This is a genomic window from Kosakonia sp. YIM B13588, from assembly GCF_042788165.1.
Classification (GTDB): Bacteria; Pseudomonadota; Gammaproteobacteria; order Enterobacterales; family Enterobacteriaceae; genus Kosakonia; species Kosakonia sacchari.
In genome coordinates, this window is the sequence record NZ_JBHZPO010000007.1 from 60,158 (window position 1) to 75,217 (window position 15,060).

Here is a 15,060-nt window from a genome sequence, read left to right on the forward strand (position 1 = left end):
TTAACGATCGTCTCACGGTGCCGATAACGTTTTCTGGAACGTAGTTTCATGCATAGGGCGGAACAGGATTCTTTCGAGGTTGCCGATGGGACTGAATATTTTTAAAGCACATAAGCAAAAAAAAGAAGCTGAAGAGATTGTGGTGGATGCGCGTTTTAAAGCGCGGCTGGCGGAAGAAGGGCTGGAAGACGCCAGAAATGCATCGTCAACGCTCATCAACACATTGCTCGATCAAAAGCAACGCTACGCGGATGACATTATCCCGGATGCCTTGTCCGTACTGGAAAAATGCCAAAAAGTTAACCGGCTGGAGACCAAAGTCTCGCAGGATGTGTTAGATAATTTTGCCCGCTACGACGCGCCGCAGTTGCAAACCCAGTCGGTAAAAATGACCGAAATCATTGGCACCGGAGTGAAAGGGACAGCGACCGGCGCAGCGCTCGCGCTTGGCTCAATGAGCGCGGTTTCGACGTTTGGCGCGGCGTCTACCGGCACGGCGATCGCCTCGCTTTCTGGCGCAGCTGCCAGTAACGCCACGCTGGCCTGGTTTGGCGGCGGCGCGCTTTCTGCCGGCGGCGCAGGGATCGCCGGTGGCACCATGGTACTGGGCGGCATTGTGCTGGCACCGGTCGCCATTTTCGCGATGATGAAATACAGCCAGAATGCGGAAAAAAAGCTGACCGAAGCGTATGAATATCGCAGTGCGGTTAACAAGGAAGTGGCAAAAATCAATGCGGTGATCGAAGTGGCACAGGCCATTAACCAGCATATTTCGCTGTATGCCTCGACCATTGAAGGCATTGCACAGCGCCTGAAGACAAGTTACCAGATGCTGGATCAGGCGCTGTCAGCTAACGTTGCGCACGAACGTGTCGTTTTCCTGAAGCTCCAGACCGTGCTGCTGGTAAAGGCGATGAAACAGTTGCTGGCGATACGTCTGGTCGACGATCAAAATAGCCCGACGCCGGAATCCGTGAAGGTGGTTTCCCATGCGCAGGCCTTTACCGAGGAGCGTGTGAATACGCTGGTGACGAACCTGATTGCTGCAAATGCACCACTGACAACGGTCAGCGATGTCTCGTCTCTCGCACCTGGCGAGCAGAGCGCGCTCTATTTTTGGCTGGCTGACAGCCAGCGGCGCAAAGCCACTGCCGATGATGAACCTTCGTTTCTGCTGTGGATGGTGCTGTGCCTTCTTTTTGGCGCGCTGGGATATTACCTGCACAGCATTGAGTGGACTTACACCTCGCTTGTCGCTTTTTTGTTTAGTTTCACCGGCTTTTCCGGGGCGTTAGGTCGTCTGTTTAATTTTGACAGCTCAGGTCTGGTAGGGACGGGCATTCTGGCCCTGATGGGCTACGCAGCGTATTTATTCTGGTGGGCATAATATGAAAGCACTGTTTAACGCCTCGAAAGTGGCGGCAAAAGCGTCGCCGTTACAAGCGGCATCGGCGGCGAAAGAGATTTTTGACGCCTGGCGTGATTTACAAAAATACCGTGCGGAGCAGGAAACGGCTCGCCATCAAATCACCAGGGAAACAGAAGTGCAAATTGCGCGTATTCAGGCGCAGAAAGAGGTGCTATTGGAGGCGTTGAATCAGGATTTCGCGCTGCGCCAGACCTCGCTTACCCAGACGTTTGCCGTGCTGGATAAGGCGCTGGAAACGAACAATCTGGAACTGTTAGATAAATCATTAGGCGCGATTGTGGCTATCACCCAGCAATCTTCAGTGGTATCGCTGAAATCGTTACATGCGACATTGCAGGACAGCCGCAACGTTATCGATCTGTAAGCCTGTTTTGCGCCAGAACAGTGCTACGTTCTGGCGCAAAGCTTTTCACAAAAAGTGAATATGCTTTTTGCCGTGATCGGGTGAGATCTCAATGCGCGCCCGTACCTGAAATACCTCGGATAACATCGCTTCCGTGAGCACGTCGTCCGGCGTGCCACGCGCCACAATCTGCCCTTTTTGCATCACGATCAGCGCATCGCAGAACATGGCCGCGTGGTTTAGATCATGAATTGCGACAATGCTGGTCACCGGCAGTTCGCTTATCAGGCGCATTAACTGCATTTGATGATGGATGTCGAGATGGTTGGTGGGTTCGTCGAGCAAAATCTCGCTCGGCGCTTGCGCCAGCGCGCGGGCAATATGCACCCGCTGGCGTTCGCCGCCGGAGAGGCTTTGCCAGCCCTGCTCGCTGTGTTCCAGCATGCCCACGCGCTCAAGCGCCGCCGTGACTATCTCATCATCACTGTGCGACCACGGGCTAAACGGCGAGTGGTGCGGAATGCGCCCCAGCTTCACCACATCGCGCACGCGAATATTGGCTTCCGTCGCCGCATGCTGCTCAACAAACGCCACCCGCTGCGCCAGCGCTTTTTTTCTCAGCGTTGCGACATCGCGACCATCCAGCATCACGCTACCGTCATCCGGGCGGCGCAGCCCGGCGAGAATACGCAGCAGCGAGGATTTCCCTGAACCATTCGGCCCCAACAGGCCCAGCGTCTGGCCTTTTGCTACCTCAAGCGAAACGTTATCGACGATGGTTTTTTTCCCTGCCCGCCAGCAGAGATTTTTGGCGCTGATACTCATGCGAATCTCCTTGAGCGATAGAGAATAACCGCGAAGAACGGCACACCTACCAGCGCGGTGACCACGCCAACCGGCAGGCTTTGCGGCGCAATCAGCGTGCGCGAGGCAATATCCGCCAGCACCATCAAAATCGCACCGGCCATCGCACACGCCACCAGTAACTGGCGGTGCAGCGGCCCAATGAAATAGCGCATCACATGCGGCACCACGAGACCCACAAAGCCAATGGAACCGGCCATGCTGACAATGGTGGCGGTGATGAGCGCGGTAACGGAAAAGAGAATCAAGCGTACCGCGCCTACCGGAATACCCAGCGAAGCGGCAGCGTCATCGCCAAAGGTAAAGGCGTCCAGCGCTTTGGCGTGATACAGGCACGCCAGCAGGCCAATGATGACGACGACCAACACCAACTGGAATTCCGGCCAGCGCACGCCGCTGAAACTGCCCAGCAGCCAGAACATCACATCCCGCGCTTGCTGGGCGCTGGCGGAAGTGCTGATGCTATATGCGGTGATAGCGTTGAAAAGCTGGGAAGCCGCGACCCCGGCGAGAATGGTGCGTTCATTGCCGCCGCGCGCGCCGTTGGTTAACACGGCGACAAACAAAAAGGCGGCAAACGCGCCAACAAATGCCCCGGCGGAGAGCGACACCGCGCCCGCGCCAAGACCTAACACCACTACCGACACCGCGCCGGTGGATGCCCCGGCGGACACGCCCAGCACATAAGGTTCTGCCAGCGCGTTTTTCAGCAGGCTTTGCAGCACCGCGCCGCAAATCGCTAACCCGGCGCCGCAGCAGGCGGCAACCAGCGCGCGGCTTAGGCGGAAATCCCAAATCACCGTTTCATGGATGCGGTTCAGCGGCTCACTGGTCAGCCCCAGTTTATTGCTGACGGCGTAAAAGGTGGTTCTGAGCGGAATCGCCAGTTCGCCAACGCCAACGCTGACGGCAATCACCAGCCCGAGCAGCACCAGCGATAACAGCAAGAGTACCGCGTGCTGCGCTTTTTTAAGCGCAGCCGGTGAGGGCGTGGTCATTTATCCAGCCCCAGCTTCTCCAGTTGCGCGCCCACTTGTTCTGCGCCGTAGAACGTGCGGATAGTTGGGTTCATCGCCTGGCCATCCATCACCACGATATGGCCTTTTTTCACCGCCTCAAGCTGGCTGACCGCCGGATCGCTTTTCAGGAATTTGATCTTCTCTTCCGCGCTGTCCAGCGCCCAGCGGTTGCGATCGAGGCTCGAGACAACAATCACGTCCGGGTTAGAAGCAATAATGCTTTCCCAGCTGAGCGTCGGCCACTCGCTTTCCGAGGTGATAGCGCTGTGCCCGCCCAGCAGGTTGGCGATATAACCGGAAGCGCTGTTCTTGCCGCCGACATAGGCGTCCGCCGAGGGCGACGCGCTGGAGAACCAGAAGACAAACGACAGGTTTTTCTTGCCGTGGCCGAACGTGCTGCGCAGCGCGTCTTCACGCTGTTTGAACCCGGCAATCAGCTTTTCGCCGCGATCCTGTACGTCGAAAATTTCGGCCAGATCGCTGATCTCTTTGTACAGCAGCGACGGGTTCCACAAGGTATGGCGGCTGCCGTAAATATCGCCGTTATCCTGTTTGGTTGCACAGACGCCTGGCGAGAGGTAACTGTTTGCGCCAATGGCGGACAAATCTTCGCGCTTCGCCACTTTGCTGTCCGGTCCCAGCAGGATCGGCAACTGGGCGACCACGAAATCTGGCTCCTGGGCAATGATCGACTCAAGCGTTGGGATCTCGGCCGTCAGCACTTTCACTTTGGCATTTTGCGCGGCCAGCTGCGGCAGCACTTTGGTCGGCCAGAACGCGCTGGCAACCATTTTGTCCTGCAAGCCGAGCAGCAACATGATTTCCGCCGTGTTTTGCCCCAGCGCCACCACGCGCTGCGGCGCTTTGTCGAACGTGACCTGCACACCGCAGTTTTCAATGGTCAGCGGATAATGGGTGGCTTGCGCCAGTGCTGAACCCGCAAACAACATCCCCAGTGCAAACAACGATTTTTTAAATATTGGCATCATCATGACCTTGAGAAAGGATTAGTTTTGTAAATGCAAATCATTCTTATGGCGGCTCTTATACCGAGCGGCATGAGCCTTGTCAATATGGGGAATTACCTATGAAAACCTTGTTTAAATTGCGGGATTAAAGAGAGTTGCCAGCAGGAAATTTCCCCGGTATTAAAGACCCTTGCGCGTTTTGCTGACTTGGATCCTTCATGCCTGCCCAAATTTCTGCCCCGTCGAAAGTGACATCGCCGTACCTGCTCGCGGGGAGCCAACTGATTTTTAATATCGGTTTTTATGCCGTGGTGCCGTTTCTGGCGATCTATTTGCGCGACGATTTGCTGCTTTCCGGTTCGTTAATCGGCTTGATCATCGGTCTGCGCACTTTCTCGCAGCAGGGAATGTTTTTATTAGGCGGCGCGCTGTCCGACCGTTTTGGCGCAAGAATTATTATTCTGTGCGGCTGCGTGGTGCGTATCAGCGGGTATCTGCTGCTGGCGTTTGGCGGAGAGTTGCTGCCGGTGGTGCTGGGTGCCTGTTTAACCGGTGTTGGCGGGGCGCTGTTTTCTCCGTCCATCGAAGCGCTGCTGGCGAAAGCGGGCACGCAGAGCGAAAAAGCGGGAAAGCGCAGCCGCGCGGAGTGGTTCGCGCTGTTCGCCATTTGCGGCGAGTTGGGCACGGTGCTTGGGCCGCTACTGGGTTCGCTGCTGGCCGGTTTTGGTTTTCAGCGCGTGGCGTTGGCCGGGGCGGGCGTATTTGTGGTGGCACTGCTGGTGCTCTTTTTCTGTCTGCCGGGCGGCAACGGGAAAACGGAAACGCTGCATGTGCTGCCGTGGTGGAAAACCTTTCGCAAACCGCGTTTTGTCGCGTTTATGGTGGCCTACAGCGCCTATCTGTTCAGCTATAACCAGCTTTATCTGGCGTTGCCGGTTGAACTGAGCCGCTCGGGCAGCAGCGAGAAAACCCTCGGCCCGCTCTTTATGCTGGCGTCGGTGCTCATCATCACGTTACAGATGCCGCTGGCGCGACTTGCCCGCCGTGTTGGCGCGGCGCGCATGTTGCCGCTGGGGTTTGCGCTACTGGCCGCGTCGTTTATCAGCGTCGCGCTGTTTGCCGCGACACCCGCGCCGGAAAACTGGCAGCGTTACGTGCCAGCCGCCTGCATGGTAACGCTGTTAACGCTCGGGCAAATGTTGATTGTTCCGGTGGGAAAAGATCTGGTGCCGTGGTTTGCCGATAACCAGAATCTTGGCGCGCATTATGGCGCACTGGCGTCGATGGGGGGCGTGACGGTGCTGGTGGGTAATTTCCTGTTAGGCGGGCCACTGGATAACGCGTTGACGCCTTCTGCGGCGGCGAGTGTCGCCTGGCTGTGGCTGGCGCTGATCCCGTTGCTCAGCGCACTGGCCATGATATTTATCTGCCGCCCGATGGCACAACACGCCGGGCGTTAGCTGCCTGGCGTGGCGTAACCGCCAGCGATAAACCACGTCAGAAAGGCGACGGCGACAATAAAAACCAGGATAGGAAACGCAATACCAATTCTCATAACACCTCGTTACGCTGTCGCCAGCATGAGCACGCACCAAACCGCATCGTCTGCGGGCAGACAACGTTAGCACAAACGCGGGCAAAAAATTACTTCCTCAGCGGTCAAAAACGGCTGTGATTTGCCTGCTCGACGGTAATTTTCAGGTAGCTATTGGCGATGTGCTCGCGGAAATAGTGTTCCTGCTCGTGGCTCATCAAAAATGCCTGCCAGGTTTTGGGCGGCACGCCAAGATATTGCTCAACCCGGCCGTTGCTGTGTTCAAGCTCAAGTACGCTGGAGTTTGGATCGTATCCGGCGGCGCGCAGCGCGCGGCAGGAAAGGGGATGTCTTTTCATAATGTGTTCTGCTCAACGTCAATGTCAAAGTGGCACTTCTGCTATTGCTATCGGCAGCCGGCGCGGAAAATTTACACTGCGACCAGGGATTTAGCGCAGTGCTGTTTACCCTGCGTTTATTAAAACGGTGTGTCAGGTACAGAACGGGATGTGCATTGCGCGTCATTTTGCCGCGTGAATCAGATGCAGACAGGCCGTTTCACCGCATGACTGTAGCCGTTCGGCCGATCGGGAAGAGGGCAGGTGAAATGCACTTTACACCGTTCAGCGCGGCAAACCGGTGCGTAAAACGCCATGACGCGCGTTAACGAAAAGGGAATAACCGGTTCAGTGATGTCATGGATAAATCCACGCGTTAAACAGTGCCCTCACTAAACTGGAGGGCACGTTTTTCGCGACGAACAGGGGCAGACGATCCGGTTAGCTGAGTGGCGAGATCCAGTCGCTGGGTATATCCGTAAAAAAGGTGGCTTCCTGCGTGGCCGTTCTGGTACCAACGATAACGTATTGGCTTAAATCAGGGTTCACGTTGGTCAAAATATAGTACGGCTTGCGTCCATACATATGCCCTTGATCGGGCAGTTGTGCCCCCACACTGCCATCAAGATTAAATTCAAAAAACAGCGCACTCTTCGGGGCGGTGATGCGATATTTATGTGTGCCATAAGATGCGCCATCTTCGATACATGAGGTTGAGACAGAATCTCCTTTGGCATTACTTATGATATAACCACCAATATCCGCGAGGCTTTTAAAACCGTTGGTGACAATAAGCTGCTGAATATAAGCAATAGCCTGAGCTGGCGTTCGCCCCCGGCACGATTCAATGCGCGGCTGGAACCCGGTTTTTTCTATTTCAGAAATGACGCGGCTATCGCCGCGATAATAAACAGATGGCATCTCTTTATCTCCTCATGATTACGATAGATGTTTACCGTGCTGTGCTGTTGTTTAGTTTTGCTTTATCGGATGTGCAGGCAAAATTAAAAAGACAGTGCGCTTCACATTGGTGATATACGGTATGCATAGTGACGTCATATTTATAACAACGCATTTTGATGGTGATTTAAATATTACTCGCTACCGCATTATCATCCGATAACGCCTTAAAGATAACGGTAGAAATAAAAAAACAAATCGGGTTTTTGGCGTAGACCTTTTATCCGGGGCGTTTAACGTGTCGACCTGATCGATCACATCTGTCCTTAGTATGGAGGAAATGAATAGAACTCACTCTCTTATGATGCATCTAACCATCTGAATAAAAAGTGAAAATTAATTTTTCAGGTGTTCAGTCAACCTAAAAAACGCTGGCGAACTCGCGCCAGTCTTTTTTGGGAAAAAGCATTCATCTTTGCACTGAAGGTCTTTTATTCGTCGTGAGGGGGAGAAACTACGGTAACCTTTTCAGCGCGCAGCTTTATAAATGCATGCACAACAGGGATTGCATAAACCACAAATAATAGACAGTTAGCTGAAAATAACAGTGCGGTGTAAACATCGATCGTCAACAAGGTGTCCAGTGAGCCGATTTTTACTATTACATCCAGTATTAACCTACAGAGCAGGCTGGAAAGATAATAGTGCGCATAAGAGAGAAACATGAAACAGAATAAAAGCATGTAGTTATAGTTATTACTAATTTCATTTGGCCTGAACGAGGAATAATAACGGTTTAGTAAAACCTTTATTTCGTTATTATTTGATGAAAATAACAGCACTGCAAACACCGAGCACATGACTATTGTAACGATATTCTGCACCTGGTACGTGAAGGGTAAATCTGCCATCACCGTAGAGTATGAGTAATAGCCAATCGATAAAACTGACAGCAGTAACAAGAGTTTTCGTATCATTTTCTCATCCACGGTTTCCCGCTCAAAGCACATTAATGTATTTGCATTGCCACAGCATTGGCCCACCGATATGACTAACGGCACACCGCCTGTAAACTTTATGCATAAATTGCAGGTGCGAACGTGTCGTAAAGCGAAGAATACCGATGAGTAACATCGGGTGCGCAGGAATGGCGCTGTTGGTTGAAAATAGAAGCAGCAAAGCGCCGGGCTCCATGCGCCTCTTTCGGCATGACAGCCATTTCATGATCACGTGACGCGTCACAGCACCCGGACTTACACGAAAAGCAGTCAACTCAAAACACAAGGCATCGGCGAAAGGCTATTTTGCCAGGCGTATTTCTGAAACAATGCGCTTCAGTTTCGCAAATCGAACAGGTGAACAGATGGACAGAGTGATGGCGGTGGTGGTGTTTAATCGCATCTGCGAGCTGGGAAGTTTGAGCGCCGCTTCGCGGGCGCTGGGCATTTCTCGCCCGATGGTCAGCCGCTACCTTGATGAAATGGAAAAATGGGCGGGTGCCCGGCTTATTCACCGTTCGTCTCGCCGCCTGACGCTGACTCCTGCCGGGGAAAATACGTTACAAAAGACGCGGCAACTCGCGCCGCTGTTTAGTGATATTGAAGGGCAATCGACGCGGGAAACGCCCTCCGGCACATTGCGCGTTGCTTGCGCCCACTTCACGGCCAGCCACATTATCGGACCGGTGCTGCCGGGTTTTCTGGCGCGTTACCCGGCGTTAAGAATCGAAGTTGAAGTGGGAAACCACCCGGTCAACCTGATTGGCGAACGCATTGATTTGGCGATTCGCATCACCAATAACCCGGAAGCAGGCGCGATAGCCACGCGTCTGGGCGAGTGCCGCTCTGTGCTTTGCGCATCGGCGGATTACCTACGCTTGCACGGTACACCGCGCACGGTGCATGAGCTTGAGCACCACAATTGTCTGCACTACAGCGGTTTCGCCGGGCAGTCATGGCACTTTACCGACAGCGCACAAAACAAGTGGGAAGTGATGGCGAACGGTAATCTGAGCGCGGGGATCTCCGCGGTGCTGCGTGATGCGGCGATTGCCGGGTGCGGGCTGGCGCTGGTGCCGGAACGGGAAGCGCAGGAAGCGTTGAATAATGGCCAACTGGTCAGGGTATTACCCGATCTCGAACCGCAACGACTGGGTATTTATGGCCTGTACCAGTCTCGCGAACATCAACACGCCGCGCTGCGGTTGTTTATTGATGCTATCCGCCAGCAGTTAGCCGGCGCGACAGAATAAATAGCCATTTTATGTGGGGAATTCGCCGCGTAATAACGATGAAAAATCTAAATATAATTGCGGTGTCGCGTACTCGTGCTGGCAATGCGCGGCAGTGCCATTGTTTTTCTTAGGTTTAATCTCATCATTAGCATTTAATTATTTGTGCGGTTGAGGCCAGTCTTATTTTTTGGTCAGCTATTGACGGCTGCAGTTATTTATCGGTTAAATGAAAGCCCGCCCGTTGTGAGTGAAACTAAAATGGTGATGATGAACCTGGCCTTGATAGGCGTGCTGCTGATCGTTATCGCGTATTCTTTTTACAGGCACTTTCGACTTGTACGCTCAAGAAAAGTGGGTCAATCGCGTAAATACGGCAAAAAGACTTAACGACATTTAATGTGAATTGCCTTTTTATCCACGGGATAAAAAGGCAATTTCAAATTGCGTCCTGGTTTTTATTTTGCTGAGTGTTGTGGTTATTTTTCTTTCTTAGCCGTAAGCGACCATTCTATTTATTTGCTCGCCCGGCGGCATAAAAAGTGGATCTTCACTCGTACTCTCATTTAATGTGGAGTCGGTAAAGGAAAAAATGCTAAACGCATAAAAAATGTCAATCTTTGTACTCGCGGAGATTTTCTTTTTTATGTTGTCCTTATGCGATGACACGGTTTTTTTGTTGATGTTTAATAGCGTGGAAATTTCCTCATCACTTTTTTCGTAAATCATCTCCTTAAGAATCGCAATTTCGCGCTTTCCAAGACGAATCGTCTTAACATGCTGGCTGACTCTTCCGTAAACAAATTCGGTTAATATGTCCATTAAAACACTGACCGGAACTTTATCAGGTATCACAATCATTGGTGTATGTGCCAACGTAAAGGGTATGAAATTACCTTTGGTCACCACTAATGTTCCCCGGCCAGAATAAGGTGCTGTAAAGTTAATTCCAATGTGCAAACCACTGCCGTTTCTGATTTCATTAACTAATTGAGTGATGCCTTTTTTGGTATAAGAACAGGTGATTTTGCATAATATGACATCTATTTTTCTTTCCATATTACACCCTCCTGGAGCGTCTGGATGTGCGTGTGTAAAATTTGCAAGTTTGAAATTTTTCTCAATCCTTTGTTGTGCTCTTCTATGTCTTCTTTGATCTCTATCATACTGCTAAAAAATTGTTAACTGAGGATTGTCTTATTTTTATTTTTAAGTGAAGTGTGGATCCGATGAGATAATTTGGTTCCGCTGAGGAATCTCCCATTTGTTTTCATATTGTCGAGGAATGTCCTATTTTGCGATCCACTTTTGTGACGGCGATTTAAAGTGCTGGTGATCCCAAAATAAATATGAGGACAGGGTTATGGTGCTTTTAAAATACATTATTATCGCTTTCGTATTTGTTATTTCTGAAATTTGTTACGCAGCGCCTGCAGAAGAAGGAAAAGCCGCCGGGGAGAATGCAGCGGAATATGCAGTTGGCAGTTCAGCCGTCACCGGCGTGGCGGTTGTTACCGCTGTAACGGGGTTGCTTTTATTATCAATGGGTGGAGGAAATGACGGAAGTAATACCTCGACCAGCACCACCACGACGACAGCGCCTGCCAATTAACGGTGACGCTTTTTAAAATTCGCCACGCCAGGGTCTTTGAGGGTTTAAAACGGAATGCCCGATCGCACCGGAAGGTGTGAGGGGACGCATCATGCCGATGCGAGCCGACAGCAGATCGGCAATCGAAGGTTCAGCGGGAGCGGTGGGAATTGATCAGGGGGACGCAGAGGTCCCCCCTGATTTTGTTCATGGCGCTGCGTTTAATTCAGTATGCCGAGCCTGGCTCGAATGGAACCATAACGCAGGTGATGGGTAAATTCTGATGCATAAACAACGTGCTACGTGTGGCGATCACCACTTCATCTCGCCGGTATTCACTTTTGCGCTCAGTTCCAGTGAACCCGCTTCTGCCAGGTTCGGATAAGCGGCGGTCATTGCTTTAATAACGCCCGCAGAAGTTTTATTCGCTTTCAGTGCCTGCTCGAAGGTATCGAGATAATTAAGGGTAAACGTAATGGCCTGGTCACCGACGGGGCGCGCTCCCAGATAATGACCGGGGATCACCTGCTGCGGCTTCAGGTGTTGCATTTCACTCAGCACTTCACGCCACTGCGCACGTGCAGCCGGGGTTTGCGTGTCGGCGCTCCAGACGTGAATGCCGCTGGAAATCGCCGTACCGCCGAGAATGGCTTTATTCGCCGGGATCCAGACATAAGCCGCATAGCTTTGCGGATGGCGCAGCTCCAGCGTTTCACCATCGATAGTAAAGTGTGTTGCCGTGGTCGCTGTCGGTACGGTTAACATGTGCGGCGCGCCGTCCTTCATCTGCGGCCCCCAGTACGCCAGCTTGGCCTCTTTTGTCGCTTCGATATGTTTCACCACCTCAGGTGAGGCAACCACCTTGACCTGCGGCCAGGCTTTAACGATCGGTTCAAGGCCAAAATAGAAATCCGGATCGCCGGAGGTGATCACCACTTGCTTGAGCGTTTTGCCGCTGGCTTTGATCATCTCCACCAGTTTTTCGCCATCTTTGACGCTGAATTGCGCATCAAACAAAATCGCTTCCGTAGGGCCGGAAACCAGCGTGGATGAGACGGCGAAAATCGCCTTTTCCTGCGGGTTGTAAACCTGCAATTGTAACGGTGCGGCAACAGAAGAGGCGCTGGCGAGCATCAGCAATACGCCGGGTATTTTACGGTTCATGGTGGAATTCCTTTAACGATATGTTTTTACGAGCGCCATAAATGCATCCGGGTTGCCGTAATACTGGCCAACCGGAAGCAGTGTGTAACGGCCATCTTCCTGCACCAATACCGCGCTGGGGAAACCTGCCCCGGCGGCTTGTGCCATCACCATACGGCCATATTGAATAGCGGCGCGGGCTTCGCTTTCCGCCACCTGGCCGTTGACAACAGGCTGGCCGGTGGCGTGCTGAATCACCGCGTTGACTACCTCATCGCGGGTGATATCACGGCCATCACGATACCAGGCTGTCTGAATGGCATTCAGAAAGCACAGCGCGTTGGCCGGTTCGCCAAATTGCTGTACGGCTAACAAGCCGCGAGTGGCAGGCAGCGAATCGAGCAGCAATCCATCGCGGGCAAGTAGATCTTCTTTATAAGCACGGCCAAACGGCATACCGGTTAATTTCGCGATTCGATCATCATGTTCATGCACATGAGCGAGCCAGTCGGCGTCCAGCCGGCGGCGCTGCGCGTCGATAAACAGGCCACCGGGCAAAATATGTTGTCGTTCAGTGAAGTGTTCAGCCGTGCGGTTAATCAGCGGCAGTGCGCCATAACTCCAGCCGCAGAGCGGATCGATTATCCAGTACAGTCCAGCCTGAAATGCCATGGTTATTCTCTCTTGTTGTGCAGGTGCCGCCCATTGTAGGCGCACTGGCGCAGAAGAGAATTCCCGTAACCGGACATGCAGCGTTTCGTAAAACGATCAGATAACCACGCCATGACGACAGAAAAATACCGTAATGGCGTGGCGTTAATGCCCGTGCTTAGTGTTTCGTGCGGCGGCCCAGATCTTGTACTGCGCTGGCGTCATGTTGATGAGTTGGTTAAAGGCTTTGCGAAACGCCGTGTCTTCCGTATAGCCACACGCGGCAGCGACGTGCCTGATATTGGCCGACGGGTTTTCAAGCAGCAGGCAGGCTGATTCAATGCGTACACGCGTAATAAAATGTTTCGGGCTTTCGTGGGTTAAATCGGCCAGTTTTCGGTGCAGGGTGCGCGGGCTGAGGTTCAACGCGCTGGCGAGTTCTTCGACGGTGATGGCCGGGTTTTCATAGCGGATAAGCTGCTCGGCGCGCAGTAACAGCGGATCAATGGTGTTTAAAAAGCCGCGCGGCGCGTAGATTTGCTGGGAGAGTGGCTGGCTGTCGGCAACGGTCATATCCGCTGCCATTCTGGCCACCTCGTCCCCGGCATGCTGGCGAATAATGTGCAGCGCCAAATCCACCCACGACAGCGGTCCGCCGGTGGTTATCACGTTGCGCTCTTCGATTAACGCTTTTCCCCACACCATTTTGGCGCGCGGATAGCGGGCGCGAAAAGTGGGATACAGCCACCACGTGGTGGCGCACTCTCTGCCATCCAGCAACCCGGCATCACCCAGCAGATACCCCCCGGCGCAGGCACCGCCAATTTTTGCGCCGCGCTGATGCTGTTGACGCAACCACGCTACAGCTTCCGGGCTGGTTGCCGCTGGCAGTTTATTGCCGCCGAGCGCCATGCCGCAGGCCAGAATCACATCGGGCGCGCTGATGCTGGCAAACGCGCCATCCACCGCAATCGCCCGACCTTGCGCGTCCGCGACCGGTTTCCCGTCAGGGCTGACAATGGCGATCCTGAACCGGCTGGCTTCAGTGCTGGCAGGCAGAAGCTGGTTGGTTATCCAGAACATATCCGCAAGCCCGGTAATCGCAGACATCATGCTACCTGCGGTGGCGACTATCGCTATCTGCATTTTGGTTCTCCGTGTTATGTCTGGTTTTGCCTGTTTAATGTCAAGTTCGCCATCTTACCACGCCAGATTGCCCCGATTACACTCTCCGCATTGTGTTTATCACTTCATCAATACGTGGCGGGAGAGAACATGCGGAACGCTTTTCGCACAGGAAAACGGTTTATCACGGCGGCGTCATGTGCGGCCATGTTGAGCGTGATGTCGGCGCAAGCTGTCGCACAGCCGATTAAAAATATTGTGCTGGTTCACGGCGCGTTTGCGGACGGCTCCAGTTGGGCCGCCGTGACCGGGCGTTTACAAAAGATGGGCTACCACGTTTCGGCGGTGCAAAACCCGCTGACCTCGCTGGATGATGATGTCGCCGCCACCGAGCGTGTGCTGGCACGCCAGCATGGCGATGTGCTGCTGGTCGGTCATTCGTGGGCCGGTGCCGTTATCAGCCAGGCCGGCAATAACAGCCGCGTACGGGGGCTGGTCTACCTTTCGGCGCTGGCACCGGCAACGGGGGAATCCGTGACGGATTTACTGGCACGGCTTAACGCGCCAATGAGTGGGTTAACGCCGGATGCACAAGGGCTGGTGTGGTTAGATGATGCCAGCCAGTTTCAACAGGTGATGGCGAACGATATCTCACCCGAGAATGTCCAGGCGCTGGCTGCGGTTTCACAACCGATCGCGCTCACGGCATTTCAGGGAAAAATTACCCATGCCGCCTGGGAAAATAAACCCAGTTGGTATTTGCTTACTGAAAATGATCATGCTTTGTTACCTGCCGTTCAGGAGAAAATAGCCAGACATATCCACGCCACCATATATAGCGTTAACAGTTCACATTTATCTATGGTTTCGCAACCCGATGCCGTAGCGAAATTTATCGATACTGCCGCTAAGTCCTTTAAATAAC

The 15,060-nt window shown here is 53.1% G+C and carries 16 protein-coding genes; 6 read left to right on the top strand and 10 right to left on the bottom strand.

Annotated features, from left to right (window positions below; translation table 11 throughout):
• Positions 1–85 precede the first annotated feature (85 nt).
• Both ACFX4U_RS13520 and ACFX4U_RS13525 read left to right on the top strand, forming a co-directional pair.
• Positions 86–1,387, top strand: coding sequence for a hypothetical protein (locus ACFX4U_RS13520; RefSeq protein WP_313506512.1), 1,302 nt, complete (start codon positions 86–88; stop codon positions 1,385–1,387).
• Position 1,388: 1 nt separating this feature from the next.
• A complete protein-coding gene (locus ACFX4U_RS13525; RefSeq protein WP_313506513.1) occupies positions 1,389–1,793 on the top strand; it encodes a hypothetical protein in 405 nt (134 codons plus the stop codon).
• Positions 1,794–1,838: 45 nt separating this feature from the next.
• On the opposite strand, the gene ACFX4U_RS13530 is transcribed toward ACFX4U_RS13525, so the two are convergent.
• From ACFX4U_RS13530 to ACFX4U_RS13540, 3 genes are read right to left on the bottom strand one after another with little or no spacing between them, the layout of a single operon-like run.
• The gene (locus ACFX4U_RS13530; protein WP_313506514.1) at positions 1,839–2,597 is read right to left on the bottom strand and encodes an ABC transporter ATP-binding protein; all 759 of its coding nucleotides are present in this window, start codon (positions 2,595–2,597) and stop codon (positions 1,839–1,841) included.
• A complete protein-coding gene (locus ACFX4U_RS13535) occupies positions 2,594–3,634 on the bottom strand; it encodes an iron chelate uptake ABC transporter family permease subunit (RefSeq protein ID WP_313506515.1) in 1,041 nt (346 codons plus the stop codon). Before ACFX4U_RS13535 ends, ACFX4U_RS13530 begins: the two co-directional genes overlap by 4 nt.
• Positions 3,631–4,641 carry an ABC transporter substrate-binding protein gene (locus ACFX4U_RS13540; protein WP_313506516.1) on the bottom strand — a complete coding sequence of 337 codons (1,011 nt, stop codon included), beginning with the start codon at positions 4,639–4,641 and terminating at the stop codon, positions 3,631–3,633. The genes ACFX4U_RS13535 and ACFX4U_RS13540 overlap by 4 nt, the downstream gene beginning before the upstream one ends.
• 200 nt (positions 4,642–4,841) lie before the next feature.
• Here ACFX4U_RS13540 and ACFX4U_RS13545 point away from each other — a divergent pair, with 200 nt between their 5' ends.
• Positions 4,842–6,083: an MFS transporter gene (locus tag ACFX4U_RS13545; protein WP_380218150.1), complete on the top strand. Its 1,242-nt coding sequence runs from the start codon at positions 4,842–4,844 to the stop codon at positions 6,081–6,083.
• On the opposite strand, the gene ACFX4U_RS13550 is transcribed toward ACFX4U_RS13545, so the two are convergent.
• The 3 genes from ACFX4U_RS13550 to ACFX4U_RS13560 all read right to left on the bottom strand — a co-directional run bounded on the left by ACFX4U_RS13550 (position 6,080) and on the right by ACFX4U_RS13560 (position 7,416).
• Positions 6,080–6,178 carry a YoaK family small membrane protein gene (locus ACFX4U_RS13550; protein ID WP_017455774.1) on the bottom strand — a complete coding sequence of 33 codons (99 nt, stop codon included), beginning with the start codon at positions 6,176–6,178 and terminating at the stop codon, positions 6,080–6,082. The genes ACFX4U_RS13545 and ACFX4U_RS13550 overlap by 4 nt on opposite strands.
• A gap of 104 nt (positions 6,179–6,282) precedes the next feature.
• Positions 6,283–6,516 (bottom strand): KTSC domain-containing protein, encoded by a 234-nt coding sequence (locus ACFX4U_RS13555; protein ID WP_200551465.1) that lies wholly within the window; start codon positions 6,514–6,516, stop codon positions 6,283–6,285.
• A gap of 420 nt (positions 6,517–6,936) precedes the next feature.
• Complete coding sequence (locus ACFX4U_RS13560) at positions 6,937–7,416, bottom strand: hypothetical protein (RefSeq protein ID WP_313506518.1); 480 nt, start codon at positions 7,414–7,416, stop codon at positions 6,937–6,939.
• A gap of 1,342 nt (positions 7,417–8,758) precedes the next feature.
• Between ACFX4U_RS13560 and ACFX4U_RS13565 the strand changes: the two genes are divergently transcribed.
• A complete protein-coding gene (locus ACFX4U_RS13565; protein ID WP_313506519.1) occupies positions 8,759–9,646 on the top strand; it encodes a LysR family transcriptional regulator in 888 nt (295 codons plus the stop codon).
• A 471-nt stretch (positions 9,647–10,117) separates the two neighbouring features.
• Here ACFX4U_RS13565 and ACFX4U_RS13570 read toward each other — a convergent pair whose 3' ends face one another.
• Positions 10,118–10,684 (bottom strand): helix-turn-helix transcriptional regulator, encoded by a 567-nt coding sequence (locus ACFX4U_RS13570; protein WP_313506520.1) that lies wholly within the window; start codon positions 10,682–10,684, stop codon positions 10,118–10,120.
• A 304-nt stretch (positions 10,685–10,988) separates the two neighbouring features.
• Here ACFX4U_RS13570 and yjbE point away from each other — a divergent pair, with 304 nt between their 5' ends.
• Positions 10,989–11,237 (top strand): exopolysaccharide production protein YjbE, encoded by a 249-nt coding sequence (gene yjbE / locus ACFX4U_RS13575; protein ID WP_305736839.1) that lies wholly within the window; start codon positions 10,989–10,991, stop codon positions 11,235–11,237.
• A 291-nt stretch (positions 11,238–11,528) separates the two neighbouring features.
• On the opposite strand, the gene ACFX4U_RS13580 is transcribed toward yjbE, so the two are convergent.
• The 3 genes from ACFX4U_RS13580 to ACFX4U_RS13590 form a co-directional block, all read right to left on the bottom strand.
• Positions 11,529–12,380, bottom strand: coding sequence for a Vmh family MBL fold metallo-hydrolase (locus ACFX4U_RS13580; RefSeq protein WP_313506521.1), 852 nt, complete (start codon positions 12,378–12,380; stop codon positions 11,529–11,531).
• Positions 12,381–12,392: 12 nt separating this feature from the next.
• Complete coding sequence (locus tag ACFX4U_RS13585; RefSeq protein ID WP_313506522.1) at positions 12,393–13,031, bottom strand: DsbA family protein; 639 nt, start codon at positions 13,029–13,031, stop codon at positions 12,393–12,395.
• Between the two features lie 144 nt (positions 13,032–13,175).
• Positions 13,176–14,156, bottom strand: a complete 981-nt coding sequence (locus ACFX4U_RS13590; protein ID WP_313506523.1) for a helix-turn-helix domain-containing protein — start codon at positions 14,154–14,156, stop codon at positions 13,176–13,178.
• Between the two features lie 129 nt (positions 14,157–14,285).
• On the opposite strand from ACFX4U_RS13590, the gene ACFX4U_RS13595 reads away from it, so the two are divergent.
• The gene (locus tag ACFX4U_RS13595) at positions 14,286–15,059 is read left to right on the top strand and encodes an alpha/beta hydrolase (protein WP_313506524.1); all 774 of its coding nucleotides are present in this window, start codon (positions 14,286–14,288) and stop codon (positions 15,057–15,059) included.
• Position 15,060 lies beyond the last annotated feature (1 nt).